Here is a 22,338-nt window from a genome sequence, read left to right as displayed (position 1 = left end):
AACGATAACGCTGGGTAACTGGAAAAACGCGGTGTGCTTGCGTTCATCGCGAGCAAGCTCGCTCCTACAAGAGATTGTGCTCATAATCACCAGCATCTGCTGAGAAGGCCGCGAGCCCATAATGACGATGACTTCAGAACTTACCGCCACGACCGACGCGCCGCCCGTCGTGCCGCGCAAGAGTCGCAAGAACAATCCCGAGAAGACCCGCGAAAACATCCTCCAGGAAGCGATTGTCGAGTTCGTCCAGCAAGGACTCTCCGGCGCGCGGGTCGATGCGATTGCCGAGCGGACCCACACCTCGAAACGGATGATCTATTACTACTTCGGGAGCAAGGAGCGGCTGTACGTCGAGGTGCTGGAGAAGCTCTACGGCGATATTCGCAGCACCGAAAGCCGTCTGAATCTGACAGCGCTCGAACCGCGGGAGGCGATTCGGCGGATGGTGGAATTTACCTTCGATCACCACGACCGCAACGTCGATTTCGTCCGGATCGTCAGCATCGAAAATATCCACAAGGGTGAGTACGTCAAGCAATCGAAGGCGATTCGCTCGTTGAACGTCACTATCCTGACCGCCCTGGGCGAGATCCTCCAGCGTGGTGTGCGGCAGGGGCTGTTCCGCAGTGGCCTGGAGCCGCTGGACGTCCACATACTGATAAGTTCGTTCTGTTTCCATCGGGTCTCGAACCGCCACACCATTGGCGAGATCTTCCAGCTCGACTTCTCGGACGAGCAGATCAAGGCGCGGCATCGGGAGATGATTTGTGAATCGGTATTGAGGTATTTGCAGGCCTGAATACCCAAGTCCTGATCTGGCTGAGCCTGGTTTTGCACAAGGGCCCAGCCAGGTGAGTCTTACAGACTGTGAAAGTGTTCCAGCATCCGCTGCGAATCCGCCGTTACCCCGCTGAACAGCTCAAAGGCCTTGACCGCCTGGAACACCGCCATGGTTCCGCCGTCCAGCGTGCGGCAACCCAGGGCCCGGGCGTTGCGCAGCAGTTCGGTTTCCAGCGGGAAATAGACGATCTCCGCGACCCATAGTTCGGCGTGCAGCAGCTCCCGTGGTACTGGCATGCCGGGCAGCTTGGCCATGCCCATCGGCGTGGTGTTGACCAGGCCATCGGCCTGCGCCATGGCCGCGGGCAAGTCGCTCCCGGCCCTGGCCCGGCAGCCGGCAAAATGTTGGTTGAGGTTATCCGCCAGGCTCTGTGCGCGGCGGCTGTCCACATCAAAAATTGTCAGTTGCCGTACACCTTCGCCGAGCAGCGCATGGGCCACTGCCGCACCCGCGCCGCCGGCGCCCATCTGCACCACGCGCTCCAGCGCGACGCCCTTGAGCCCCCGGCGAAAGCCTTCGGCAAACCCCAGGCAGTCGGTGTTGTGACCCACCCGTTTGCCGTCCATGAACACCACCGTGTTTACCGCGCCAATCCCCCTAGCCTCCGGGGACAGTTCATCGAGCAACGGAATAATCGCCTGCTTGCAGGGAAAGGTGATGTTCAAGCCGGTGAAGGCCATGCGTTCGGCGGCCAGCAACAGCTCGGGCAGGGCATTGCTGTCCAGCTGCAACGGGTCCAGGTCGATCAGCCGATACAGGTAGCGCAGCCCCTGGGCATCGCCCTCGCGTTCATGCAGGGCCGGCGTGCGCGAAGCCTGGATGCCGGCACCGATCAGCCCCGCCAATACGCTTTTGCTGTTGTTTTGCGACATTACGTTTATCCCTTCAATTTCTGGCTGAAATAGTCCAGTGCCAGGCGATAGCCGTGGCTGCCGAACCCGCACATCACCCCGGTGGCGATGGACGATACGAATGAGTGATGGCGAAACAGCTCGCGGGCGTGGACGTTGGACAGGTGCACTTCGATCACCGGCAACTCACTGGCCACCAACGCATCGCGGATCGCCACCGAGGTGTGGGTCCAAGCGGCGGGATTGATGACGATCCCGGCGCAACGGCCACGGGCCGCGTGAATCCAGTCGAGCAGTTCACCTTCATGGTTGGTCTGGCGAAATTCCACGGTCAGGCCCAGCTCAGTGGCCGCGCGACCGCACAGGGCGGAAAGATCCGCCAGGGTTTCGTGGCCGTAGGTCGCTGGCTCGCGCACGCCGAGCAGGTTCAGGTTCGGGCCGTTGAGCACCAGGACGATAGGGGGCATCAGGAAATCTCCGTTGTTGTTTTTGGCTTGGACCGCAAGCTGATCAGGTCTGCGAGGGTAAAATGTACTAACTGGTTAATCCAAGTCAAATGAACAGAGCACGCCAGGAAGAAACCGTGCTGTTTAGTGTTCGATCAGCGAACAGTCCCCGGGAGATCTTTCAGCGCCGGGGTTCAACCAGTGATCGGCTGAGTGCTTGACGCGTTTCCATTCCAGGCGAATACTCGGCAAAAATTCATATAGATGACTGGATAACTACAAAAATGAATGCCCTTTCCAGCGATGAACGCCTGCCCCTTTATCAACGTCTGCGCGACGAACTGGCTCGGCAAATAGCCAACAACCGCTGGCGTCCGGGCGAGGCGATTCCCACCGAAGCGGTGCTGGCCGGCGAGTACCAGCTGTCCATCGGCACGGTGCGCAAGGCCATCGACAAACTGGTGGAAGAGCGCGTCCTCGAGCGCCATCAAGGCCGCGGCACCTTTATCCGCCGTCCGCAGTTCCAGTCTTCGCTGTTCCGCTTTTTCCGCTTCCAGACCCTGGCCGGTGAACGCCAGGTACCCGAGAGCCGAATCCTCAATATCGACGTCCTGCCCGCGCCCTCGGCGGTCAGCCAGGCCCTGGGGCTGCCGCCCGAGGCCGAGGTGATTCGCCTGGTCCGTCTGCGACTGCTGGAAGGCACGCCAGTGCTGGCCGAGGAAATCTGGCTGCCCAAGGCGCCGTTCCAGGCCTTGCTGAGCGCCGACCTGGGCCGCCAGGGGCCGCTGCTCTATCCGATCTACGAGGAGCTGTGTGGTCAGGTCGTTGCCTGTGCCGAGGAAACCCTCACCGCTGAATCCGTGGGTGAGGTGCATGCGCGGCTGTTGCAGATCGAGGCCAACAGCCCGGTGGTGGTGATCGAGCGGCTGGCCCGCGACTACGCCGGCCAGCCGCTGGAATGGCGGCGTTCCCGTGGTCATGCCAGCCACTTCCGCTACAGCGTCGAGATTCGCTGAGCCCGGGGCGCTTTCCCGTTTACCTATAAGGATAAGAAATCATGTTCAGTTGGTATCGCGACATCACTTCGAGGGAGCGCAAGACATTCTGGGCCTGCTTTGGCGGCTGGTCCCTGGACGCACTGGAAGTGCAAATGTTTGGCCTGGCGATCCCGGCCCTGATCGCCGCCTTCGCCCTGAGCAAGGGCGATGCCGGGCTGGTCAGCGGGGTGACCCTGGTGACCTCGGCCATTGGTGGCTGGCTCGGTGGCACGCTGTCCGACCGCTATGGCCGGGTCCGCACGCTGCAATGGATGATTCTCTGGTTCTCGCTGTTCACCTTCCTCTCGGCCTTTGTCAGCGGCTTCCAGCAGTTGCTGGTGGTCAAGGCGCTGCAAGGCTTCGGCATCGGCGGCGAGTGGGCGGCGGGCGCGGTGCTGATGGCCGAGACCATCCAGGCCCGGTTCCGCGGCAAGGTCATGGGCGCGGTACAGAGCGCCTGGGCAATCGGCTGGGGCGTGGCGGTCGGGGTGTTCACGCTGATCTATACCTTCGTGCCCGAGGCCATGGCCTGGCGCGTGATGTTCCTGGTGGGCTTGTTGCCGGCGCTGCTGGTGATCTATGTGCGGCGCAGCGTGGTCGAGCCTGATGGCACGCAACGTCAGGCCAAGGCCGCGGGCCGCGGCCTGTTGGCCTCGATGGCGGCGATCTTTCGTCCCGAGTTGCTGCGGGTGACGCTGCTCGGCGGCATCCTTGGCCTGGGCGCGCACGGCGGCTACCACGCGGTGATGACCTGGCTGCCGACCTTCCTCAAGACCGAACGCAACCTCTCGGTATTGAGTTCCGGCGGTTACCTGGCGGTGATTATCGTCGCGTTCTGGTTCGGCTGTATCGTCAGCGGCCTGCTGCTGGACCGCATCGGCCGGCGCAAGAACATCATCCTTTTCGCCTTCTGCTGCGTGGTCACGGTGCAGTGTTATCTGTTCCTGCCGCTGAGCAACACGCAGATGCTGTTCCTCGGCTTTCCCCTGGGTTTCTTTGCCGCCGGGATCCCGGCCAGCCTGGGTTCGTTCTTCAATGAACTGTATCCGGCGGATGTGCGCGGTGCCGGCGTGGGCTTTTGCTACAACTTCGGACGTGTGTTGTCGGCGGTGTTTCCGTTCATGGTCGGGCATATGAGCGAGTCGATGTCCCTCGGCTCGGCCATCGGCATCGATGCGGGGATCGCCTACGGCGTGGCGGTGCTGGCGGCGTTGGCCTTGCCGGAGACCAAAGGGCGTAATTTGCAGGCGGTCGCGACGGAGACTGTGCCGGCCAAGGGCGTCAATGTCAGCCAGTTATCCTGAGAACGGCAAAACCCCTGTAGGCGCCAGCTTGCTGGCGATGCGATCTGATGAGCGACATCGCCGTCGCCTGGAAAATCGCTATCGCCAGCAAGCTGGCGCCTACAGGGGTTGTATTCAACCTTTCCATAGATGAGTTCCATGTCCGAGACTTGCCCATTGCCGATTCACGGCATCGATGCCCATGCCCATGTTTTCCAGCGTGGCCTGGGACTTGCCACCGTGCGCCGTTATGCGCCGGACTACGATGCAACCCTGGCCACCTATCTGGAACGCTTGCGGGAAAACGACCTGAGCCACGGGGTGCTGGTGCAACCGAGTTTTCTCGGCAGCGACAACCGTTACTTGCTGGCGGCGTTGCAGCAGGCGCCCGAGCGATTGCGGGGCGTGGTGGTGGTCGAGCGCGATATTGCCTTCAACGAGTTGGCGCGGATGGCCGCGCTCGGTGTGGCGGGCGTGCGCTTGAACCTGATGGGGCAGCCGTTGCCGGACTTTGCCGAAGTATCTTGGCAGGTGTTTTTCGAGCATTTGCGGCGCCTCGACTGGCATGTCGAAGTGCATCGCCAACTGGAGGATCTGCCGGCCTTGGTCAAGCCGCTACTGGCGTTGGGGTGCAAGGTGGTGGTCGATCATTTCGGCCGTCCCGATGCACGGCTTGGGGCCGGGCAAGCGGCTTTTGCCCGTCTGCTTGAGCTGGGTCAGAGCGGGCGGTTGTGGATCAAGGTCTCGGGCATCTACCGGCTGGGCGGGACGCCGATGGAAAACCTGCATTTCGCGGAAAAGGCCTTGTCGCTGATGTTGCAAGCCCTGGGGCCGGACCGTTTGCTGTGGGGCAGCGATTGGCCGCATACCCAGCATGAGCACGAGGTGAGTTTCGACTCGGAACTCGATTGCCTGCGCCGTTTGGCCTGCGCCGCGCCACTGCGTCAGCATCTGCTGTGCAACACGGCGGCGGAGTTGTTCGGGTTTGTGAGGGACTGAACAGGACGATATCTTTGGGTTGGAACCCGATCTGTAGGCGCCGGCTTGCTGGCGATAGCGATTCTCCCGGCAACGGCGATGTTGCTCAGCAGATCGCATCGCCAGCAAGCCGGCTCCTACAGGTGATGTGGCGGTGTCGATATCCCTGACGGCCTCAGCGACGGGTCAGCAATACCCCGGATTCCATATGATGGGTCCAGGGGAATTGATCGAACAGCGCGCAGCGTTCGATACGGTGGCTATCGTGCAGTTGCGCGATATTCGCCGCCAGGGTCTCCGGGTTGCAGGAGATGTACAGGATATTGTCGAAGCGTCGGGTCAGTTCGCAGGTGTCCGGGTCCATGCCGGCACGCGGTGGGTCGACGAACACGCTGCCGAATTCATAGCTTTTCAGGTCGATGCCGTGCAGGCGCCGGAACGGCCGCACCTCGTTCAGCGCCTCGGTCAGTTCCTCGGCGGACAGGCGCACCAGGGTCACGCTGTCCACGCCGTTCTCGTCGAGGTTGCTCAAGGCCGCACTCACCGAGGTCTTGCTGATCTCGGTGGCCAGCACCTTGCGCACCCGGGTCGCCAGCGGCAGGGTGAAGTTGCCGTTGCCGCAATACAACTCCAGCAGATCGTCGGAACGCTCACCCAGGGCTTCATAGGCCCAGTTGAGCATCTTCTGGTTCACCGTGCCGTTGGGCTGGGTAAAGGCACCCTCCGGTTGTCGATAGCTGAAGGTGCGCCCGGCAATCTCGAACTTCTCCACCACGTAGTCGTGGCCGATCACCACGCGCTTGCCTTTGGAACGGCCAATGATGCTGACGCCAAGGTCGGCGGCCAACTGCTCGGCGGCGGTCTGCCAGTGCTCGTCCAGCGGGCGGTGATAGCACAGGGTGATCATCGCGTCGCCCGCCAGGGTGGTCAGGAACTCCACCTGGAACAGCTTGTGGCTCAGGGGCGCGCTGGCTTGCCAGGCGGCCTTGAGCTTGGGCATCAACGCATTGATGCGCAGGCTGGCGATGGGGAAGTCTTCGATCAGGATCGGGGTACGTTTGTCGTCCTGGGAAAACATCGCGTAGTGGCGCTCACCGGCTTCGCGCCACAGGCGGAACTCCGCCCGCAGGCGAAAGTGCTGCAGCGGCGAGTCGAACACCCGTGGCTCGGGTGCATCGAATGGCGCCAGCAGGTCGCGCAAGCGCGCGACCTTGTCTTCGAGCTGAGCGGTGTAAGTGTTGGAATCGAAAGTCATGCGTTGAACCAGCCCAGCTTGATCACGAACAGAATCGACAGAATCACCAGCGCCGGGTTCAGTTCGCGACCGCGACCGGACAGCAGCTTGATCGCGGTCCAGGCAATGAAGCCGAACGCGATGCCATTGGCGATGGAATAGGTGAAGGGCATGGCCAGGGCGGTGACCACCACCGGTGCGGCTTCGGTGATGTCATCCCAGTTGATTTCCGCCAGGCCCGAGGTCATCAGCACGGCGACGAACAGCAGTGCCGGTGCGGTGGCGAACGCCGGGACGCTACCGGCCAGCGGGGCGAAGAACAGCGCCAGCAGGAACAGCACCGCCACCACCACGGCGGTCAGGCCGGTCCGCCCGCCGGCACTGACGCCCGCCGCCGACTCGATGTAGCTGGTGGTGGTCGAGGTGCCCAGCAGCGAGCCGGCCATGGCCGCGGTGCTGTCGGCGATCAGTGCCCGGCCCATTTTCGGCATATGGCCGTCCTTGCCCATCAGCCCGGCGCGCTTGGCGACGCCGATCAGGGTGCCGGAGTTGTCGAACAGGTCGACGAACAGGAAGGCGAAGATCACGCTGACCAGGCCGATGTTCAGCGCGCCTTTGATGTCCAGTTGCAGGAAGGTCGGGGCCAGCGACGGCGGTGCCGAGATGACGCCGCCGAAGGGGCTGAAGCCCATCAGGATCGAGACAATGGTCACGCCGAGGATGCCGATCAGCACCGCGCCACGGACTTTCAGCGCATCCAGCGCGACGATGGCGGCAAAGCCCAGGGTGGCGAGGATCGGCGCCGGTTGCTTGAGGTCACCGAGGCCGACCATGGTCGCCGGGTTGCTCACCACGATACCGGCGTTGTGCAGGGCGATCAGCGCCAGGAACAGGCCGATACCGGCGGCAATCGCCGAGCGCAGCGGCAGCGGGATGCTGTTGATGATCCATTCGCGGATACGGAAGATCGACAGCAGGAAGAAGCACACCGCCGAGATGAACACCGCCCCCAGCGCGACTTGCCAGGTGTGGCCCATGTGCAGGACCACGGTATAGGTGAAGAAGGCGTTCAGGCCCATGCCCGGCGCGAGAGCGATCGGGTAGTTGGCGATCAGGCCCATGACCGTCGAGCCGATGGCCGCGGCCAGGCAAGTGGCGACAAACACCGCGCCCTTGTCCATGCCCGTTTCGCCGAGGATGCTCGGGTTGACGAACAGGATGTAGGCCATGGCCAGGAAGGTGGTAACGCCCGCGAGTATCTCGGTGCGCACATTGGTGTTGTGTGCCTTGAGTTGAAACAGCCTTTCCAGCATCTCTGCTCCCCCGTGGCGCACTCGGCGCCGTGAATGAATCGATCCGCAAACAGCCAAGCACAGACTCTAGCGGCCTGATGTGCTTCTGTCTGTGGAAAAAAGCCGCGCATCATACCAGTGGTTTGTGCCGGTTGGCTGCGCGTTGCAAGCAAGATGCCAGGACATCAGCAAAAAACTTCGGCGCTGGCGGCGCGGCCATGCTGTCGCCGGGTCCATCAGGCATACTGCACGCTCCTTTCGGAGGGATTTATGAGCAGTCGAGTGAAGAGTCTGGTCCTGTGCCTGGGCCTGGTGATGGCCAGCACGGTGCTGACGGTGTCCGCCGCGCCGGCCCAGTCGCTGATCGGCGTGGCCATCTACACCGTGGTGTCCCAGGGCTGTATCGAGGACGTGTCCGACGGTCGCAGGCAAACCCAATGCGCCCATCGCGGGCCGATCACCGTGACGGTGGTGGAGTCGGGCTATGGTCATGGTCCGCAGGCCTTTCTCAATGGCGTACCGCTGCCCTATGCCTCGCGCAGTTCACTCTGCGAATTCCAACGGCCGTTCCTGCCTTGCACCACCGGCAAGGTGGTGGGTTACCGGTTCAGCTATGTGTTTGAGCTGGACAGCCAGCAGGTCGGCACTTTCGTCGTCGCCGATCGTTCGCTGACGGCGCCGGTGCAGACCAAGGGTGCGGAAATTCAAATCGCCGCCTACTAAGCGACTTTCGCAGGCCCGGTCGTTTCCGCCGGTTGGCCAGGGGCTTCGTGCATGCGATCGCGCCGGGTCAGGGTTGGAAACAGCTTCATCCAGCTCCCGGTGATCAGCAGGGTGCCGATACCGCCCATTACCACGGCGGGCACGGTGCCGAACCAGTGGGCCGTCAGCCCCGACTCGAACTCGCCGAGCTGGTTGGACGCACCGATAAACAGCCCGTTCACGGCACTGACCCGGCCGCGCATTTCGTCCGGGGTCTCCAACTGTACGAAGGACGCGCGGATCACCATGCTGATCATGTCCGCCGCACCCAGCAGCACCAGCACCGCCAGGGAGAACCAGAACGAGGTCGAGAGGCCGAAGGCGATGGTCGCCACGCCGAACACGCCGACGGCGCTGAACATGATCCGCCCGACCTTGCGCTCCACCGGGAAGCGCGCCAACCACAGCGACATCAGCAACGCGCCCACCGCCGGCGCCGAGCGCAACAGGCCCAGACCCCAGGCGCCGGTCAGCAGGATGTCCTTGGCGAACACCGGCAGCAAGGCCGTGGCGCCGCCCAGCAGCACGGCGAACAGATCCAGGGAAATGGCCCCGAGAATGTCCGGACGACTGCGGATAAAACGAATCCCGGCCAACAGCGAGTGGAGGGTGGCCTTGCCCTTGTTCAGGGCGGTCTGCCGCGCCGGCAGGTTGAGCATCAGCAGGCAGGCGATCACATACAGGGCCACGGTGGGTCCATAGACCCAGGTGCTGCCCAGGGCGTAGAGCAAGCCGCCGAGGGCCGGGGCGACGATGGTCGCCAGTTGCTGGGCCGACTGCGCGGCGGCCACGGCGCGGGGAAACAGGGCGGTCGGCACAATGGACGGCAACAGCGCCTGGGTGGTGGGCATTTCGAAAGAGCGCGCCGCCCCCAGCAGGAACGCCAGGATAAAGATCATTTCCCGGGTCACGTGGTCGGTCGCGCTGCCGATGGCCAGGCTCAGGGCGATCAGCGCCTGCAAGGTCTGGCACAGTGCTGCGACCTTGCGCCGGTCGTAGCGGTCGGCGACATGCCCGGTGTGCAGCATGAACAGCACCCGCGGGGCGAATTCCACCAACCCCACCAGGCCCAGGTCGAGCACATTGCCGGTCAGTTGGTAGAGGTTCCAGCCGATCGCCACGGTGAGCATCTGGAAGCCGCTGGCGGTAAAGATCCGCGCCAGCCAGAAGGCCAGGAACGGGCGGTGGTGGCGCAACAGCAACGGCGTGGGGTCGGGCATCGCGGGCTCGGTCGAGGGGGAGGGAAAAGCAGAGGTTATCATTTGGGTGTAATAAGAAGTTGCTGAGTTGCGCGGATTTTTTTTGCGCAGCAGAGCGGCAACTGAGCTGAGACAACCTGTCACGCGGCAAAAGACCACGCAGGCAGCTCGTCGGAATGGGACTACTCTTTCAACGTTGATTGATCCGGATCAATACCTGCCAGAGGAAGCATTATGTTCGGTTTGGAGGCGTTAGATCTCGCCCGAATCCAGTTCGCGTTTACCATCTCGTTCCATATCCTGTTCCCGGCGATCACTATCGGCCTGGCGAGTTACCTGGCGGTACTCGAAGGCTTGTGGCTGAAGACGCACAACGATACCTACCGTGATCTGTACCATTTCTGGTCGAAGATCTTTGCCGTCAACTTCGGCATGGGGGTGGTGTCCGGGCTGGTCATGGCCTATCAGTTCGGGACCAACTGGAGTCGCTTCTCCGATTTCGCCGGCGCGGTCACCGGGCCGCTGTTGACCTATGAAGTACTCACGGCTTTCTTCCTCGAAGCCGGTTTCCTTGGCGTCATGTTGTTCGGTTGGAACCGCGTCGGACGGCGCCTGCATTTCTTTTCCACGGTGATGGTGGCCATCGGTACGCTGGTCTCGACCTTCTGGATTCTCTCGTCCAACAGCTGGATGCAGACGCCCCAGGGGTACGAAATCATCGACGGCCGGGTGATTCCAGTGGACTGGTTTGCGGTGGTGTTCAACCCGTCTTTCCCCTATCGGCTGATGCACATGGCCACTGCGGCCTTTGTCGCGACGGCGTTCTTCGTCGGCTCTTCGGCGGCCTGGCACCTGTTGCGCGGCCGCGACAATCCGGCAATCCGCACCATGCTCTCGATGGCCATGTGGATGGCGCTGATCGTCGCGCCGATCCAGGCGGTGATCGGTGACTTCCACGGTCTCAACACCCTCGAGCACCAGCCGGCGAAGATCGCCGCCATCGAAGGTCACTGGGAAAACCTCGGCAACGAACCGACTCCGCTGATTCTCTTCGGCCTGCCGGACATGAAGGCCGAGAAGACCCGCTTCGCCGTGGAAATTCCCTACCTGGGCAGCCTGATCCTGACCCACAGCCTGGACAAGCAGGTACCGGCCCTCAAGGAGTTCCCGCCGCAAGACCGGCCGAATTCGACCATTGTGTTCTGGTCGTTCCGGGTCATGGTCGGCCTGGGTTTCCTGATGATCTTCACCGGGTTGTGGAGCCTGTGGCTGCGCAAGCGTGACCGCCTCTACAGCAACCGCACCTTTCTGTACCTGGCGCTATGGATGGGACCTTCGGGGCTGATCGCGATCCTGGCCGGTTGGTTCACCACCGAAATCGGTCGCCAGCCCTGGGTGGTCTACGGCCTGATGCGCACGGCGGATGCCTCGTCCGGGCACACACTGGTGCAGATGAGCATCACCCTGGTGCTGTTCGTCGTGGTGTATTTCTCGCTGTTCGGTGCCGGCCTGGGCTACATGATGCGCCTGGTGCGCAAAGGGCCGAAAATCGACGAAGGTGCCGAGCCGAGCCACGGTGGTCCCGGCCAGCAACGGACACCGGCCCGTCCGCTCTCCGCCGCCGATGATGGCGCCGAAGATGTTCACCATCTGAACAAGGGGAACTGAGTCATGGGTATTGATCTTCCACTGATCTGGGCCGTGATCATCATCTTCGGCATCATGATGTACGTGGTCATGGATGGCTTCGACCTGGGGATCGGCATTCTCTTCCCCTTCATCAAGGATGACCGCGACCGCGACGTGATGATGAACACCGTCGCGCCGGTCTGGGACGGTAACGAGACCTGGCTGGTCCTCGGCGGCGCGGCCTTGTTCGGCGCGTTTCCGCTGGCTTATTCGGTGGTGCTGTCGGCGCTCTACCTGCCATTGATCCTGATGCTGATCGGGCTGATCTTCCGCGGCGTGGCCTTCGAGTTTCGCTTCAAGGCCAAGGAGCACAAGCGGCATATCTGGGACAAGGCCTTTATCGGCGGCTCGCTGACCGCGACCTTCTTCCAGGGGGTGGCGCTGGGGGCTTTCATCGATGGCATTCCGGTGGTCGACCGCCAGTTCGCCGGCGGCTCGCTGGATTGGCTGACACCCTTCACGCTGTTCTGTGGCGTGGCGCTGGTGGTGGCCTATGCCTTGCTCGGCTGCACCTGGCTGATCATGAAGACCGAGGGCAAGTTGCAGGAGCAGATGCACAACCTGGCGCGGCCGCTGGCCTATGTGGTGTTGGCGGTGATCGGGGTGGTCAGTCTCTGGACCCCGCTGACCCACGCCGAAATCGCCGCGCGCTGGTTTACCCTGCCGAACCTGTTCTGGTTCCTGCCGGTGCCGATCCTGGTGCTGGTAACGCTATACGGTCTGCTCCGGGCGGTGGCGCGCAATGCTCACTACACGCCGTTCCTGCTGACCCTGGCGCTGATTTTCCTGGGTTACAGCGGCTTGGGCATCAGTCTGTGGCCGAACATCGTGCCGCCGTCGATCTCGATCTGGGACGCCGCCGCGCCGCCGCAAAGCCAGGGCTTCATGCTGGTGGGGACGCTGTTCATCATCCCGTTCATCCTGGGTTACACCTTCTGGAGCTACTACGTGTTTCGCGGCAAGGTGACCCACGAGGATGGTTATCACTAGCGCTCTGTGCCCGCTCCGGCGGGGGCGGGCTGGCTGGCGGTGACGTGCTTTAGACACGCCATCGTGCTTGAACGACGAGGATTGGGCTCATGACAGGCAAACCTTCTTTGCACGAAATCGAGGCGGCGGAAAAGAAACCGCTCTGGCAACGTATTGGCTGGCTGGTGATTATCTGGACGGGGAGTGTGCTGGCGCTGTTCGTGGTCGCCAGCCTGATGCGGCTGTTCATGAATGCGGCGGGGTTGACCACTCACTAGTCTGGACGCGGTCGCCGGTACCTGTGGGAGCGGAGCTTGCCCGCGAAGAGGCCCTCAAGTATGTCAAAAGCTTCGCGGCGGTGCGGCGATCCGACAAGCACCGCTCCCACATGTGGTACGGCGCTAGAGTTCGGTGGGTTGCGATTATTTGCGCGCCTTGAGAATCACGAACTTGGGCGTCGCCGCCACTTGTTCGACGCCTCGAAACAACCGCGCCAGCTTGCTGTGATAGCCCAGGTGACGGTTGCCGACGATATACAATGCGCCGCCCACCACCAAGGCTTCACGGGCCTGCTGGAACATCCGCCAGGCGAGGAAGTCGCCGACCACCTGCTGCTGGTGGAAGGGCGGGTTGCACAACACCACCTCCAGCGATTGCGACGCTTGCCCGGCCAGGCCGTCGTCAGCCCTGATCACCGCCTCGCGCTCGCCCAGCGCCGCCCGCCAGTTTTCCCGCGCCGATTGCACGGCCATGAACGACTCGTCCACCAGCGTGTACTGGGCCTGAGGGTTTTGCAGGGCGCTGGCAATGGCCAGTACGCCATTGCCGCAGCCCAAATCCGCGACCTGCGCGCTACCCAGGTTGTCCGGCAGATGCGGCAGGAACGCGCGGGTGCCGATATCCAGGCCTTCGCGGCAGAACACATTGGCGTGGTTGAGCAACTCGATGGCGGGCTCGTCGAGCCGGTAGCGCGTCGGGTAGGGCGATACTGCCGGCTCCCGTGCCTCGGGCATGGCGATCAGCAGGCGGGCCTTCTTCACCGCCAGGGACGCCTGTACCGGGCCGATATAGCGCTCCAGCAGATCGCCGGCGGCCCTGGGCAGGTGCTTGATCATGGCGCTGGCGACCACCTGGGCACCCGGAGCCAGATGGCCTTGCAGGCGAATCAACTGCTCTTCCAGCAGGGCGAGGGTCTTCGGCACACGGATCAACACCCGGTCGAATGGCCCGACCCAGGCCTCACTGGCGGGAACGTGAGGCACCGCATCGAAGAGCTGGCCGTTGCGCACCAGGTTTTTCTCCAGGGCCAGGGCGCCGAGGAACGAGTCGCCGCTGCTGGTCACCCGGACATGCCCGGCCAGGCTGCTGGCCAGGGCGCCGAAGCTGTCGTTGAGCACCAGCACCCGGGTTTCGGCCGACACACCCTGCTGCGCCAGATGGGCGAGCAGGTACTCATCCGCGGCATCGAAGGCTTGCAGCGGCTCGTTCTGTTGTTCGGGCTGGCGGATCAGGTCGAGTCGGGCAAACGGGCTTTCTAGCAGGGGCATGGGGGGCTCTGGAGCGTCGATGTTGCCTCGTCACAGGTTGGGACAGGACAAGCGGGAATTAGAGAATTGAAGGATTTTACGTGGGTTTAGCGCGGATTGCCTGTTTCTTCTGAGGGCAGGTCCTTCTGCCCGGGTGCTCCATGCTCGTTCAGAAAAGCAGCCCTGATTTGGCGGCACACAAGACGGCGGAAGCTTTGTTGTTGACCCCGAACTTCCTCATGATGGTGCTCATGTGAAAGCCCACGGTACGCGTTGTCAGGTGGAGAATGTCGGCAATCTCGGAGGCGGTCTTGCCTTCCGCGGTCCACTTCATGATCTCGGCTTCGCGCGGCGACAACGGGTAGCTGGTGTCCGACCTCTGGGTCGGCAGCAGCTTGTCTGCCAGCGCTGAATGCAGCCAGTTGCACAGCCAGAGGACTTGCCCGGCCTTGCTGTAGAACTCATCGGTGGTAATCGGGACCGAATTGCGCGCCAGACTCAAGGTGCTGACGATGCCGCGAACGTCATGGACTGACTGTGAGCATCCTTGTCTCAACCCATGCTCTTGCATGTCTCTCCAGAGTGTTGGCGTGGATTGAAAGACCTCCGGGGACCAGAGGATCGGGAATACCGAGCGATGACAGTGGAACACCAGCGGGTCGATCGTTTGGTAGTTATTGCGTTGATAGCATCTGTTCCATTCGTTTGGGTAGTTGTTGAAGTGTGTGCTGTTTGTTGGGTGGCTTCCGAGTAGGGTGGTTATTCTGAATGATGCGTAGGTGAAGCCAATTTGCACGGCCAGATTGAAAACTGCGTTGAAGATTGCCTGTTCTTCTTTTTCACTCATGAGCTGATGCAGTTGATTATCCTGCCAGTTCTCCATTGAAGTGCCCTTCCGTGATTGCGTGTAACGGTCGAAGGTGACGGAAGTAGTGTAGGAAATATCCGCCTTGGCAGCCGATATTTTTGGCCCCTGGGCGATATTTTTATAGTCTTTAAAATTCCGCAGTTATCGCTTGTTGTACTGTGGTTAAGGGCGTTTTGCTATCATTTTGGAAATTGTTCTTGGGTGGCAGGCTGGCACTGGAAGTGCTACCTTTAGACACTGTTTAAGTGTCTGTTTGTGAATGTGTATTGAGTGCGGGGTAAATATATATACATAAGTTGTTGTTTTCAGTGGTTCATGTACGTGTGCTTTAAATATGTACAGCTTTTTAAAAATCCTATACCACTACAAACCATCGGTGTTTCTCCGCGGCTCTTTGCGCGACACTGACGTTCACTGCCTCACGGAGAGCGTCATGACCGCCAGCGCCGAGAAGTTCACCCGCCAGACCCTGCTCGGGGTCCAGCCCTTGACGCCCAGCCTGTTCACCTTGCGGGCCAGCCGTGATGCCGGCTTTCGTTTTCAGGCCGGTCAGTTCGCCCGCCTTGGCGTGAGCAAAGCCAACGGCAGTGTCGTGTGGCGCGCCTATTCGATGGTGTCCTCGCCCCATGACGAGTTCCTTGAGTTTTTTTCCATCGTTGTGCCCGAGGGTGAGTTCACCAGCGAGCTGAGTCGCCTGCAGGAGGGCGACACCTTGCTGGTCGACAAGCAGGCGTTCGGCTTCCTGACTCTGGACCGTTTTGTCGGCGGGCGTGACCTCTGGCTGCTGGCCACGGGTACCGGTATCGCACCGTTCCTGTCGATCCTGCAGGATTTCGAGGCCTGGGAGCGCTACGAGCGAATCATCCTGGTCTACAGTGTCCGCGAGGCGGCCGAGCTGGCTTATCAGGAGCTGATCGCCGGCCTGGCCGGGCGTGATTACCTGGCTGAGCACGGGCACAAGCTGCAGTTCATTGCAACGGTCACCCGTGAGCAGTGCCCGGGGCTGTTGAATGGGCGCATTACCCAGTTGATCGAGAGCGGCGAGCTGGAACGGGTGACGGGTGTGGCGCTGTCAGCCGAGCATTCGCGGGTGATGCTGTGCGGCAACCCACAGATGATCGATGACACCCGGGCGCTGCTCAAGCAACGGGGCTTGCAGCTCAGTCTGAGCCGGCGTCCCGGACAGGTGGCGGTGGAGAATTACTGGTAGGCGGAGGGGCCTGCAAAAACGCTTGGGAAATTTGCAATACCGGCTTTTGAACACCCGCGAACCTGCAGGAGTCCTGCTGGCCGGCGCTGGCGTGCGCAAGATCGCCAGTGCTGGCCAGCCGGACGCCTACAAGAGCATGCGGTGTGGCTTCAGGGCTTGTTGGCCTGCGCCTTGAGCAGGTCGCGGATCTCGCCCAGCAGCTCCTCTTCCTTGGTCGGGACCGGCGGCAGGGTCGGGGCTACCGCCTCTTCGCGCTTGAGCCGATTGATGGCCTTGACCCCTATGAAAATGGCAAAGGCGACGATGATGAAGTCGATGCAGGTCTGAATGAATTTGCCATAAGCCAGTACCACGGCAGGCACATTGCCGTCGGCGGCTTTCAAGGTAATGGCCAGGGCACCGAAGTCCACTCCGCCGATGAGCAGCCCGATCGGTGGCATCACCACATCGCCGACAAACGACGAAACGATCTTGCCGAAAGCGGCCCCGATGATGATACCAACGGCCATGTCGACCACATTGCCCTTGACCGCGAAGGCCTTGAACTCACTGAGCACGCTCATAGGTTATTCCTTGTTACAGATGAGTGGAGTAAGCGCAGTGTAATGGAGCCAAGCGCATCTTGCTGTGCGCGTGGGGCCGGTTGCGCCTGGTGTAATCGGCCGATTGCCGGGGGGAAAGTTTTCAAAGTGCCATCAATCGCGCGAAATACGCGCCTTGGTGGAGGATGGCCCGTCTATACCCGCGACGGTAACTGGGACCTGGAGTTCGCCACCCCCCCCAGGGTTACACCGCGCTGATCGGCGCCAGCTGAGCTATCATCGCGGTTTTGCCTGGGGGTTCAGATGGCCAAGGCCAAGCGCATGTACGGCTGCACCGAGTGCGGCTCGACCTTTCCCAAGTGGGCCGGCCAGTGCGGCGAATGCGGGGCCTGGAACACCCTGACCGAAACCCTGGTGGAAAGCGGCGGTGCCGCGCCGCCCAGCGGTCGCACCGGCTGGACCGGGCAACAGGCGCAGATCAAGACCCTGGCCGAAGTCAGCGTCGAGGAGATCCCGCGCTTTTCCACCGCGTCCGGGGAACTCGACCGGGTGCTCGGTGGCGGCCTGGTGGACGGTTCAGTGGTGCTGATCGGCGGCGACCCGGGCATTGGCAAGTCGACCATTCTCCTGCAGACCCTGTGCAATCTCGCCATGCGCATGCCGGCGCTGTATGTCACCGGCGAAGAGTCGCAACAGCAGGTGGCCATGCGCGCCCGGCGCCTGGGCCTGCCCCAGGACCAATTGCGGGTGATGACCGAGACCTGCATCGAAACCATCATTGCCACTGCCCGGGTGGAAAAGCCCAAGGTCATGGTGATCGACTCGATCCAGACCATCTTCACCGAGCAACTGCAATCGGCCCCGGGCGGCGTATCCCAGGTGCGTGAAAGCGCGGCCTTGCTGGTGCGTTATGCGAAGCAGAGCGGCACGGCGATTTTCCTGGTCGGTCACGTGACCAAGGAAGGCGCCCTGGCCGGACCGCGGGTACTCGAGCACATGGTCGACACCGTGCTGTATTTCGAGGGCGAATCCGATGGTCGCCTGCGCCTGTTGCGCGCGGTGAAGAACCGTTTCGGTGCGATCAATGAGCTGGGCGTGTTCGGGATGACCGATCGTGGTCTGAAGGAAGTCTCCAACCCCTCGGCGATTTTTCTCACCCGGGCCCAGGAAGAAGTGCCGGGCAGCGTGGTCATGGCCACCTGGGAAGGCACCCGACCGATGCTGGTGGAGGTGCAGGCGCTGGTGGACGACAGTCACCTGGCCAACCCGCGCCGGGTCACCCTCGGCCTGGATCCGAATCGCCTGGCGATGCTGCTGGCGGTCCTGCACCGTCATGGCGGGATTCCGACCCACGACCAGGATGTGTTCCTTAACGTCGTCGGCGGGGTCAAGGTCCTGGAAACCGCCTCGGACCTGGCGTTGCTGGCGGCGATCATGTCCAGTCTGCGCAATCGACCCTTGCCTCATGACCTGCTGGTGTTCGGCGAGGTCGGTCTGTCCGGCGAGGTACGTCCGGTGCCCAGCGGCCAGGAGCGCCTCAAAGAGGCGGCCAAGCACGGTTTCAAACGGGCCATCGTGCCCAAGGGCAATGCGCCGAAAGAGGCGCCGCCGGGGCTGGTGATCATCGCGGTCGCGCGGTTGGAGCAGGCCTTGGATGCGTTGTTCGAATAATGATCGCTTCACCCATCAATCGACATAAGGGAGTCAAGGGATGAAAGGTATCGGCTCTGCCGTGCTGCTGTTGGGATTGACCGCGTGGTGTGGCTTGGCGGGAGCGGCGGCGCAAGTGCCCGCCGGTTATCGCGTGGCCCAGCAACTGCCGATCGATGATGGCCAGGTGCTGGAGATCCTCGAGGATGTGCGGATCAGCCCGGATCTGCATCGCGACCTGTGGGGCAACGGCGCGGACCCGGAAAACCTCGAGGACGAGGTCCTCGCGGCGGATATCGAAAAAGCCCCGCTGGTCGAGGCCCAGGTGCGTTTGCTGGCGGCGTCCGGTGAGGCGCTGGAGAGCAAAAGCCTGGGTTACCCGCTGGCCAGCGTCGAGAAAGCACCGCTGGCGGGCCTGCCAGCCCCGGCGTTTTTCCTGACCATCGATGAAACCGCGCCCATGGGCACTTACAGCGGTCCGGCCACCCAGGTGCTGATGCCGTCAGCGGGCAAGCTCAATACCACGGTCTATCGGACGCCGGAGGGCAAGAGCGAAGCGCTGTTCCTGGCCCAGACCGGCAAGGCGGCCTGGCAGGTCGGCGCGCCGGCGGCAGACGGTGTGGCACAGATCCAGCAGGTGTCATCGTCGCCGGCGGGCGAGGACGAAGAGTTTGTCACCATCTACCGCACTTATCGCTTCCAGGACGGCGCCTGGCAATTGTCGTCGCGGCAAGAGGAGGGGTATTGGGACACCGAGAGCGATTTTCCACAGCGGTCGGCGTTTCCCTGAACGATCCCGAGACCTGAACTGTAGGAGCCGGCTTGCTGGCGATGACGTCCATTAGAACGATACAAGGTTTCAGGGCCCCATCGCCGGCAAGCCGGCTCCCACATTAATTTTGCGTATCAGCAGCAAGCTGCCATGTTCCTACAGGTTGCGCTGAGGGGCAGGGGCTTTGTTTACAGTTCGATCAGTGCGCCCAGTTCCCGCTCAAGCTCCGCCGCGTCGGCGAGGTTCAGCTCGATCAGGCGCCGCAGGTGCTGGATTGACTCCAGGCCGATGTGCAGGCACTTGAAGCCCAGGTGGTCTTTTTCCCGGTGCACCAGTTCGGCATCCATTTCGACATGGGCGTTCGCCGCCAGGCGAATGTCGATGCGGAAGATGCCTTCGTTGCTGTCTTCCCAATTCCCGGGCCGCTGCAGCAGCAGTCCCTTGAGCGAAAGGTCGAGCAGATGCGCCGACCAGACGGTAGAGCCCTGACTGAGGGTGGTATCGGCGTCAAAATCGATGCGTTTGAATTGACGTCGATTGGAATGCGAGTCGCTCATAACGTGGCTCCTGTACGAATCCCCTGACTATAGCCGCCACAGCCAGCGGCAGCGAGCCGGCTTGCGATGGATAGCCGGATAGCACACGACTTGTGCGACCGTGGGCTATCGTTGGGGGCCATCGCTAGCTATCGCGCCAAGGCAGAAAAGTCATTCTCGACCCCTGTCAGGTATGGCCTTTGGCCCTGTAGGCGCTAAACTCAAGGTAGCTGTCTTTCTTGTCTTCTCTGGCTGGAATATAAAAATGAAAAATAATAATAGCCTGCTACGCCACTTACCCTGGCTGCTGCTGGCGATCGTTGGAGCGTGCGCCCTGGGCGTAGTGGCCTTGCGCCGCGGCGAGGCGATCAACGCCTTGTGGATTGTGGTCGCCGCCGTGGCGATCTATCTGGTTGCCTATCGTTACTACAGTCTGTTCATCGCCAACAATGTCATGCAGCTCGATGCCAATCGGGCCACGCCGGCGGTGCTCAACAACGACGGTCTGGACTATGTGCCGACCAACAAACACATTCTGTTCGGTCACCACTTCGCGGCCATTGCTGGCGCGGGGCCATTGGTCGGGCCGGTGCTGGCGGCGCAGATGGGCTACCTGCCCGGTACGCTGTGGCTGATCGCCGGCGTGGTGCTGGCCGGTGCGGTGCAGGACTTTATCGTTCTGTTCCTCTCTACCCGCCGCAACGGCCGTTCCCTGGGTGACATGGTCCGCGAGGAAATGGGTCGCATCCCGGGGACCATCGCCCTGTTCGGCTGCTTCCTGATCATGATCATCATCCTCGCGGTGCTGGCGCTGATCGTGGTCAAGGCCCTGGCCGAGAGCCCATGGGGCATTTTCACGGTGATGGCGACCATCCCGATTGCGATGTTCATGGGCGTCTACATGCGCTACATCCGCCCGGGACGCATCGGTGAGATCTCGATTGTCGGCGTGCTTCTGTTGCTCGGCTCGATCTGGCTGGGCGGACAGATTGCCGCCGATCCGGTCTGGGCCAAGGCCTTCAGCTTCACGGGCATACAGATCACCTGGATGTTGGTCGGTTACGGTTTTGTCGCCGCGGTATTGCCGGTGTGGCTGATCCTGGCGCCGCGCGACTACCTGTCGACCTTCCTCAAGATCGGCACCATCATCGCCCTGGCGATCGGCATCCTGATCACCATGCCGGTGCTGAAAATGCCCGCGCTGACCCAGTTCGTCGACGGTACCGGCCCGGTCTGGAAAGGCGGGCTGTTCCCGTTCCTGTTCATCACCATCGCCTGCGGCGCAGTCTCGGGCTTCCACGCGCTGATTGCCTCCGGGACCACGCCCAAGCTGCTGGATAAGGAAACCAACGCCCGTTACATCGGTTACGGCGGCATGCTGATGGAATCCTTCGTGGCCATTATGGCGATGGTTGCCGCCTCGGTGATCGAGCCGGGCGTGTACTTCGCCATGAACAGCCCGGCGGCGGCGGTTGGCAGTGATGTGGTGACGGTGGCACAGACCGTCAGCAGTTGGGGCTTCGCGATCACCCCTGACGCCCTGCTGGCCGTGGCCAAGGACATCGGTGAAACCACCGTGCTGTCCCGTGCCGGCGGTGCACCGACCCTGGCGGTTGGTATCGCGCAGATCCTCCACCATGTGCTGCCGGGTGAAAACACCATGGCGTTCTGGTACCACTTCGCGATCCTGTTCGAAGCGCTGTTTATCCTGACGGCGGTGGATGCCGGTACTCGTGCCGGACGTTTCATGCTCCAGGACTTGCTCGGCTCCTTCGTCCCGGCGCTCAAACGCACCGAGTCATGGACCGCCAACCTGATCGCTACCGGCGGTTGCGTGGCCATGTGGGGTTACCTGCTGTACCAGGGCGTAATTGACCCGCTGGGCGGCATCAACACCTTGTGGCCGCTGTTCGGTATCTCCAACCAGATGCTGGCCGGTATCGCACTGATGCTCGGTACCGTGGTGCTGATCAAGATGAAACGCCAACGCTATATCTGGGTCACCTTGCTGCCCGCCGCCTGGCTGCTGATCTGTACCACCACCGCAGGCTTCATCAAGCTGTTCGACGCCAATCCGGCTATCGGTTTCCTCTCCCTGGCGAAGAAATACAGCGTAGCGTTGGAGGCAGGGCAAGTGATTGCGCCGGCCAAGGACATCAGCCAGATGCAGCACGTGATTTTCAATGCCTATACCAACGCGGCCTTGACGGCACTCTTCCTGTTCGTGGTATTCAGTGTGTTGTTCTATGCCATCAAGGTCGGTGTCTCGGCCTGGGGCAACAAGGAACGCACGGACAAAGAAACCCCGTTCCAGGCCGTGCCTGATGCGTAAGAGAGGAATGCCAGCATGTTCAACGACCTGAGTCGCCTCGGTAAGTACCTCGGTCAGGCCGCGCGCCTGATGGTTGGCATGCCCGACTACGACACCTACGTCGAGCATATGCAGAACAAGCACCCGGACAAACCGGTCATGACCTACGAGGCGTTCTTTCGGGAACGCCAGGAAGCCCGTTATGGCGGCAAGGGCGGGCCGAAGTGCTGTTGACCCGGGTGATGCTCTCTTGAGAGCGTACCGGGTTATTCAAGGCTGAACACCGTCACTGTGGGAGCCCGGCTTGCCGGCGATGGCGATCTTGCGGATGCCATCGCCGGC

The 22,338-nt window shown here is 62.0% G+C and carries 22 protein-coding genes; 13 read left to right on the top strand and 9 right to left on the bottom strand.

Annotated features, from left to right (window positions below):
- The first annotated feature begins 121 nt into the window (after positions 1 to 121).
- The gene (locus AC07T0_RS30690; RefSeq protein ID WP_495004707.1) at positions 122 to 799 is read left to right on the top strand and encodes a TetR/AcrR family transcriptional regulator; all 678 of its coding nucleotides are present in this window, start codon (positions 122 to 124) and stop codon (positions 797 to 799) included.
- A 59-nt stretch (positions 800 to 858) separates the two neighbouring features.
- Here the strand turns inward: AC07T0_RS30690 and AC07T0_RS30685 are convergent, their stop codons facing one another.
- Together AC07T0_RS30685 and aroQ are read right to left on the bottom strand one after the other, a co-directional pair.
- The gene (locus AC07T0_RS30685; protein ID WP_495004706.1) at positions 859 to 1,713 is read right to left on the bottom strand and encodes a shikimate dehydrogenase; all 855 of its coding nucleotides are present in this window, start codon (positions 1,711 to 1,713) and stop codon (positions 859 to 861) included.
- A gap of 5 nt (positions 1,714 to 1,718) precedes the next feature.
- Positions 1,719 to 2,159: a type II 3-dehydroquinate dehydratase gene (gene aroQ / locus AC07T0_RS30680; RefSeq protein WP_248799429.1), complete on the bottom strand. Its 441-nt coding sequence runs from the start codon at positions 2,157 to 2,159 to the stop codon at positions 1,719 to 1,721.
- Between the two features lie 263 nt (positions 2,160 to 2,422).
- Between aroQ and AC07T0_RS30675 the strand changes: the two genes are divergently transcribed.
- The 3 genes from AC07T0_RS30675 to AC07T0_RS30665 all read left to right on the top strand — a co-directional run bounded on the left by AC07T0_RS30675 (position 2,423) and on the right by AC07T0_RS30665 (position 5,457).
- Positions 2,423 to 3,154 (top strand): GntR family transcriptional regulator, encoded by a 732-nt coding sequence (locus tag AC07T0_RS30675; protein WP_495004705.1) that lies wholly within the window; start codon positions 2,423 to 2,425, stop codon positions 3,152 to 3,154.
- Between the two features lie 41 nt (positions 3,155 to 3,195).
- Positions 3,196 to 4,479 carry an MFS transporter gene (locus AC07T0_RS30670; protein WP_495004704.1) on the top strand — a complete coding sequence of 428 codons (1,284 nt, stop codon included), beginning with the start codon at positions 3,196 to 3,198 and terminating at the stop codon, positions 4,477 to 4,479.
- A gap of 138 nt (positions 4,480 to 4,617) precedes the next feature.
- On the top strand, positions 4,618 to 5,457 hold the full coding sequence (locus AC07T0_RS30665; protein ID WP_495004703.1) for an amidohydrolase family protein: 840 nt from the start codon (positions 4,618 to 4,620) through the stop codon (positions 5,455 to 5,457).
- A gap of 154 nt (positions 5,458 to 5,611) precedes the next feature.
- On the opposite strand, the gene trmA is transcribed toward AC07T0_RS30665, so the two are convergent.
- Together trmA and AC07T0_RS30655 are read right to left on the bottom strand one after the other, a co-directional pair.
- Positions 5,612 to 6,691 (bottom strand): tRNA (uridine(54)-C5)-methyltransferase TrmA, encoded by a 1,080-nt coding sequence (gene trmA / locus AC07T0_RS30660; protein WP_495004702.1) that lies wholly within the window; start codon positions 6,689 to 6,691, stop codon positions 5,612 to 5,614.
- On the bottom strand, positions 6,688 to 7,983 hold the full coding sequence (locus tag AC07T0_RS30655) for an NCS2 family permease (protein WP_495004701.1): 1,296 nt from the start codon (positions 7,981 to 7,983) through the stop codon (positions 6,688 to 6,690). The genes trmA and AC07T0_RS30655 overlap by 4 nt, the downstream gene beginning before the upstream one ends.
- Before the next feature lie 249 nt (positions 7,984 to 8,232).
- Here AC07T0_RS30655 and AC07T0_RS30650 point away from each other — a divergent pair, with 249 nt between their 5' ends.
- The gene (locus AC07T0_RS30650) at positions 8,233 to 8,685 is read left to right on the top strand and encodes a DUF4879 domain-containing protein (protein WP_495004700.1); all 453 of its coding nucleotides are present in this window, start codon (positions 8,233 to 8,235) and stop codon (positions 8,683 to 8,685) included.
- Here AC07T0_RS30650 and AC07T0_RS30645 read toward each other — a convergent pair.
- On the bottom strand, positions 8,682 to 9,944 hold the full coding sequence (locus AC07T0_RS30645) for an MFS transporter (RefSeq protein WP_495004699.1): 1,263 nt from the start codon (positions 9,942 to 9,944) through the stop codon (positions 8,682 to 8,684). The two genes, AC07T0_RS30650 and AC07T0_RS30645, sit on opposite strands and share 4 nt — an antisense overlap.
- Before the next feature lie 213 nt (positions 9,945 to 10,157).
- Here AC07T0_RS30645 and AC07T0_RS30640 point away from each other — a divergent pair, with 213 nt between their 5' ends.
- The 3 genes from AC07T0_RS30640 to AC07T0_RS30630 all read left to right on the top strand — a co-directional run bounded on the left by AC07T0_RS30640 (position 10,158) and on the right by AC07T0_RS30630 (position 12,859).
- Positions 10,158 to 11,591 (top strand): cytochrome ubiquinol oxidase subunit I, encoded by a 1,434-nt coding sequence (locus AC07T0_RS30640; protein WP_495004698.1) that lies wholly within the window; start codon positions 10,158 to 10,160, stop codon positions 11,589 to 11,591.
- Positions 11,592 to 11,594: 3 nt separating this feature from the next.
- Positions 11,595 to 12,602 (top strand): cytochrome d ubiquinol oxidase subunit II, encoded by a 1,008-nt coding sequence (gene cydB, locus AC07T0_RS30635; RefSeq protein WP_495004697.1) that lies wholly within the window; start codon positions 11,595 to 11,597, stop codon positions 12,600 to 12,602.
- A gap of 89 nt (positions 12,603 to 12,691) precedes the next feature.
- Positions 12,692 to 12,859, top strand: a complete 168-nt coding sequence (locus AC07T0_RS30630) for a DUF2474 domain-containing protein (RefSeq protein ID WP_103498104.1) — start codon at positions 12,692 to 12,694, stop codon at positions 12,857 to 12,859.
- A gap of 144 nt (positions 12,860 to 13,003) precedes the next feature.
- Here the strand turns inward: AC07T0_RS30630 and AC07T0_RS30625 are convergent, their stop codons facing one another.
- Together AC07T0_RS30625 and AC07T0_RS30620 are read right to left on the bottom strand one after the other, a co-directional pair.
- Positions 13,004 to 14,128 (bottom strand): methyltransferase, encoded by a 1,125-nt coding sequence (locus tag AC07T0_RS30625; RefSeq protein WP_495004696.1) that lies wholly within the window; start codon positions 14,126 to 14,128, stop codon positions 13,004 to 13,006.
- A 148-nt stretch (positions 14,129 to 14,276) separates the two neighbouring features.
- Positions 14,277 to 14,990, bottom strand: coding sequence for a helix-turn-helix transcriptional regulator (locus tag AC07T0_RS30620; protein ID WP_495004695.1), 714 nt, complete (start codon positions 14,988 to 14,990; stop codon positions 14,277 to 14,279).
- A 418-nt stretch (positions 14,991 to 15,408) separates the two neighbouring features.
- Here AC07T0_RS30620 and AC07T0_RS30615 point away from each other — a divergent pair, with 418 nt between their 5' ends.
- Positions 15,409 to 16,185 carry a ferredoxin--NADP reductase gene (locus AC07T0_RS30615; RefSeq protein ID WP_495004694.1) on the top strand — a complete coding sequence of 259 codons (777 nt, stop codon included), beginning with the start codon at positions 15,409 to 15,411 and terminating at the stop codon, positions 16,183 to 16,185.
- 149 nt (positions 16,186 to 16,334) lie between these two features.
- Here AC07T0_RS30615 and mscL read toward each other — a convergent pair whose 3' ends face one another.
- Positions 16,335 to 16,748 carry a large-conductance mechanosensitive channel protein MscL gene (gene mscL, locus AC07T0_RS30610; protein WP_495004693.1) on the bottom strand — a complete coding sequence of 138 codons (414 nt, stop codon included), beginning with the start codon at positions 16,746 to 16,748 and terminating at the stop codon, positions 16,335 to 16,337.
- 282 nt (positions 16,749 to 17,030) lie between these two features.
- Between mscL and radA the strand changes: the two genes are divergently transcribed.
- Together radA and AC07T0_RS30600 are read left to right on the top strand one after the other, a co-directional pair.
- A complete protein-coding gene (gene radA / locus AC07T0_RS30605) occupies positions 17,031 to 18,398 on the top strand; it encodes a DNA repair protein RadA (RefSeq protein ID WP_495004692.1) in 1,368 nt (455 codons plus the stop codon).
- 40 nt (positions 18,399 to 18,438) lie between these two features.
- Complete coding sequence (locus AC07T0_RS30600; RefSeq protein WP_495004691.1) at positions 18,439 to 19,167, top strand: hypothetical protein; 729 nt, start codon at positions 18,439 to 18,441, stop codon at positions 19,165 to 19,167.
- 170 nt (positions 19,168 to 19,337) lie between these two features.
- On the opposite strand, the gene AC07T0_RS30595 is transcribed toward AC07T0_RS30600, so the two are convergent.
- Positions 19,338 to 19,706, bottom strand: a complete 369-nt coding sequence (locus AC07T0_RS30595; protein WP_495004690.1) for a PilZ domain-containing protein — start codon at positions 19,704 to 19,706, stop codon at positions 19,338 to 19,340.
- Between the two features lie 244 nt (positions 19,707 to 19,950).
- Here AC07T0_RS30595 and AC07T0_RS30590 point away from each other — a divergent pair, with 244 nt between their 5' ends.
- On the top strand, positions 19,951 to 22,017 hold the full coding sequence (locus AC07T0_RS30590) for a carbon starvation CstA family protein (RefSeq protein WP_495004689.1): 2,067 nt from the start codon (positions 19,951 to 19,953) through the stop codon (positions 22,015 to 22,017).
- Between the two features lie 15 nt (positions 22,018 to 22,032).
- A complete protein-coding gene (locus AC07T0_RS30585; RefSeq protein ID WP_017123431.1) occupies positions 22,033 to 22,230 on the top strand; it encodes a YbdD/YjiX family protein in 198 nt (65 codons plus the stop codon).
- The last annotated feature ends 108 nt before the right edge of the window (positions 22,231 to 22,338 follow it).

The organism is Pseudomonas sp. GW821-FHT04D07, assembly GCF_059420225.1.
Note: the sequence above shows the minus strand (reverse complement) of the source record. Positions and strands in the feature narration are given on the sequence as shown.

Excerpts from the sequence above, each read along its gene's own strand:
- AC07T0_RS30670 (WP_495004704.1), top strand. The coding sequence starts at position 3,196 with ATGTTCAGTTGGTATCGCGACATCACTTCGAGGGAGCGCAAGACATTC.
- radA (WP_495004692.1), top strand. The coding sequence starts at position 17,031 with ATGGCCAAGGCCAAGCGCATGTACGGCTGCACCGAGTGCGGCTCGACC.
- AC07T0_RS30640 (WP_495004698.1), top strand. The coding sequence starts at position 10,158 with ATGTTCGGTTTGGAGGCGTTAGATCTCGCCCGAATCCAGTTCGCGTTT.
- cydB (WP_495004697.1), top strand. The coding sequence starts at position 11,595 with ATGGGTATTGATCTTCCACTGATCTGGGCCGTGATCATCATCTTCGGC.
- AC07T0_RS30675 (WP_495004705.1), top strand. The coding sequence starts at position 2,423 with ATGAATGCCCTTTCCAGCGATGAACGCCTGCCCCTTTATCAACGTCTG.
- AC07T0_RS30585 (WP_017123431.1), top strand. The coding sequence starts at position 22,033 with ATGTTCAACGACCTGAGTCGCCTCGGTAAGTACCTCGGTCAGGCCGCG.
- AC07T0_RS30615 (WP_495004694.1), top strand. The coding sequence starts at position 15,409 with ATGACCGCCAGCGCCGAGAAGTTCACCCGCCAGACCCTGCTCGGGGTC.
- aroQ (WP_248799429.1), bottom strand. The coding sequence starts at position 2,159 with ATGCCCCCTATCGTCCTGGTGCTCAACGGCCCGAACCTGAACCTGCTC.
- AC07T0_RS30665 (WP_495004703.1), top strand. The coding sequence starts at position 4,618 with ATGTCCGAGACTTGCCCATTGCCGATTCACGGCATCGATGCCCATGCC.
- AC07T0_RS30650 (WP_495004700.1), top strand. The coding sequence starts at position 8,233 with ATGAGCAGTCGAGTGAAGAGTCTGGTCCTGTGCCTGGGCCTGGTGATG.
- AC07T0_RS30625 (WP_495004696.1), bottom strand. The coding sequence starts at position 14,128 with ATGCCCCTGCTAGAAAGCCCGTTTGCCCGACTCGACCTGATCCGCCAG.
- AC07T0_RS30685 (WP_495004706.1), bottom strand. The coding sequence starts at position 1,713 with ATGTCGCAAAACAACAGCAAAAGCGTATTGGCGGGGCTGATCGGTGCC.
- AC07T0_RS30590 (WP_495004689.1), top strand. The coding sequence starts at position 19,951 with ATGAAAAATAATAATAGCCTGCTACGCCACTTACCCTGGCTGCTGCTG.
- mscL (WP_495004693.1), bottom strand. The coding sequence starts at position 16,748 with ATGAGCGTGCTCAGTGAGTTCAAGGCCTTCGCGGTCAAGGGCAATGTG.
- AC07T0_RS30600 (WP_495004691.1), top strand. The coding sequence starts at position 18,439 with ATGAAAGGTATCGGCTCTGCCGTGCTGCTGTTGGGATTGACCGCGTGG.
- AC07T0_RS30595 (WP_495004690.1), bottom strand. The coding sequence starts at position 19,706 with ATGAGCGACTCGCATTCCAATCGACGTCAATTCAAACGCATCGATTTT.
- AC07T0_RS30655 (WP_495004701.1), bottom strand. The coding sequence starts at position 7,983 with ATGCTGGAAAGGCTGTTTCAACTCAAGGCACACAACACCAATGTGCGC.
- AC07T0_RS30630 (WP_103498104.1), top strand. The coding sequence starts at position 12,692 with ATGACAGGCAAACCTTCTTTGCACGAAATCGAGGCGGCGGAAAAGAAA.
- trmA (WP_495004702.1), bottom strand. The coding sequence starts at position 6,691 with ATGACTTTCGATTCCAACACTTACACCGCTCAGCTCGAAGACAAGGTC.
- AC07T0_RS30620 (WP_495004695.1), bottom strand. The coding sequence starts at position 14,990 with ATGGAGAACTGGCAGGATAATCAACTGCATCAGCTCATGAGTGAAAAA.
- AC07T0_RS30690 (WP_495004707.1), top strand. The coding sequence starts at position 122 with ATGACGATGACTTCAGAACTTACCGCCACGACCGACGCGCCGCCCGTC.
- AC07T0_RS30645 (WP_495004699.1), bottom strand. The coding sequence starts at position 9,944 with ATGCCCGACCCCACGCCGTTGCTGTTGCGCCACCACCGCCCGTTCCTG.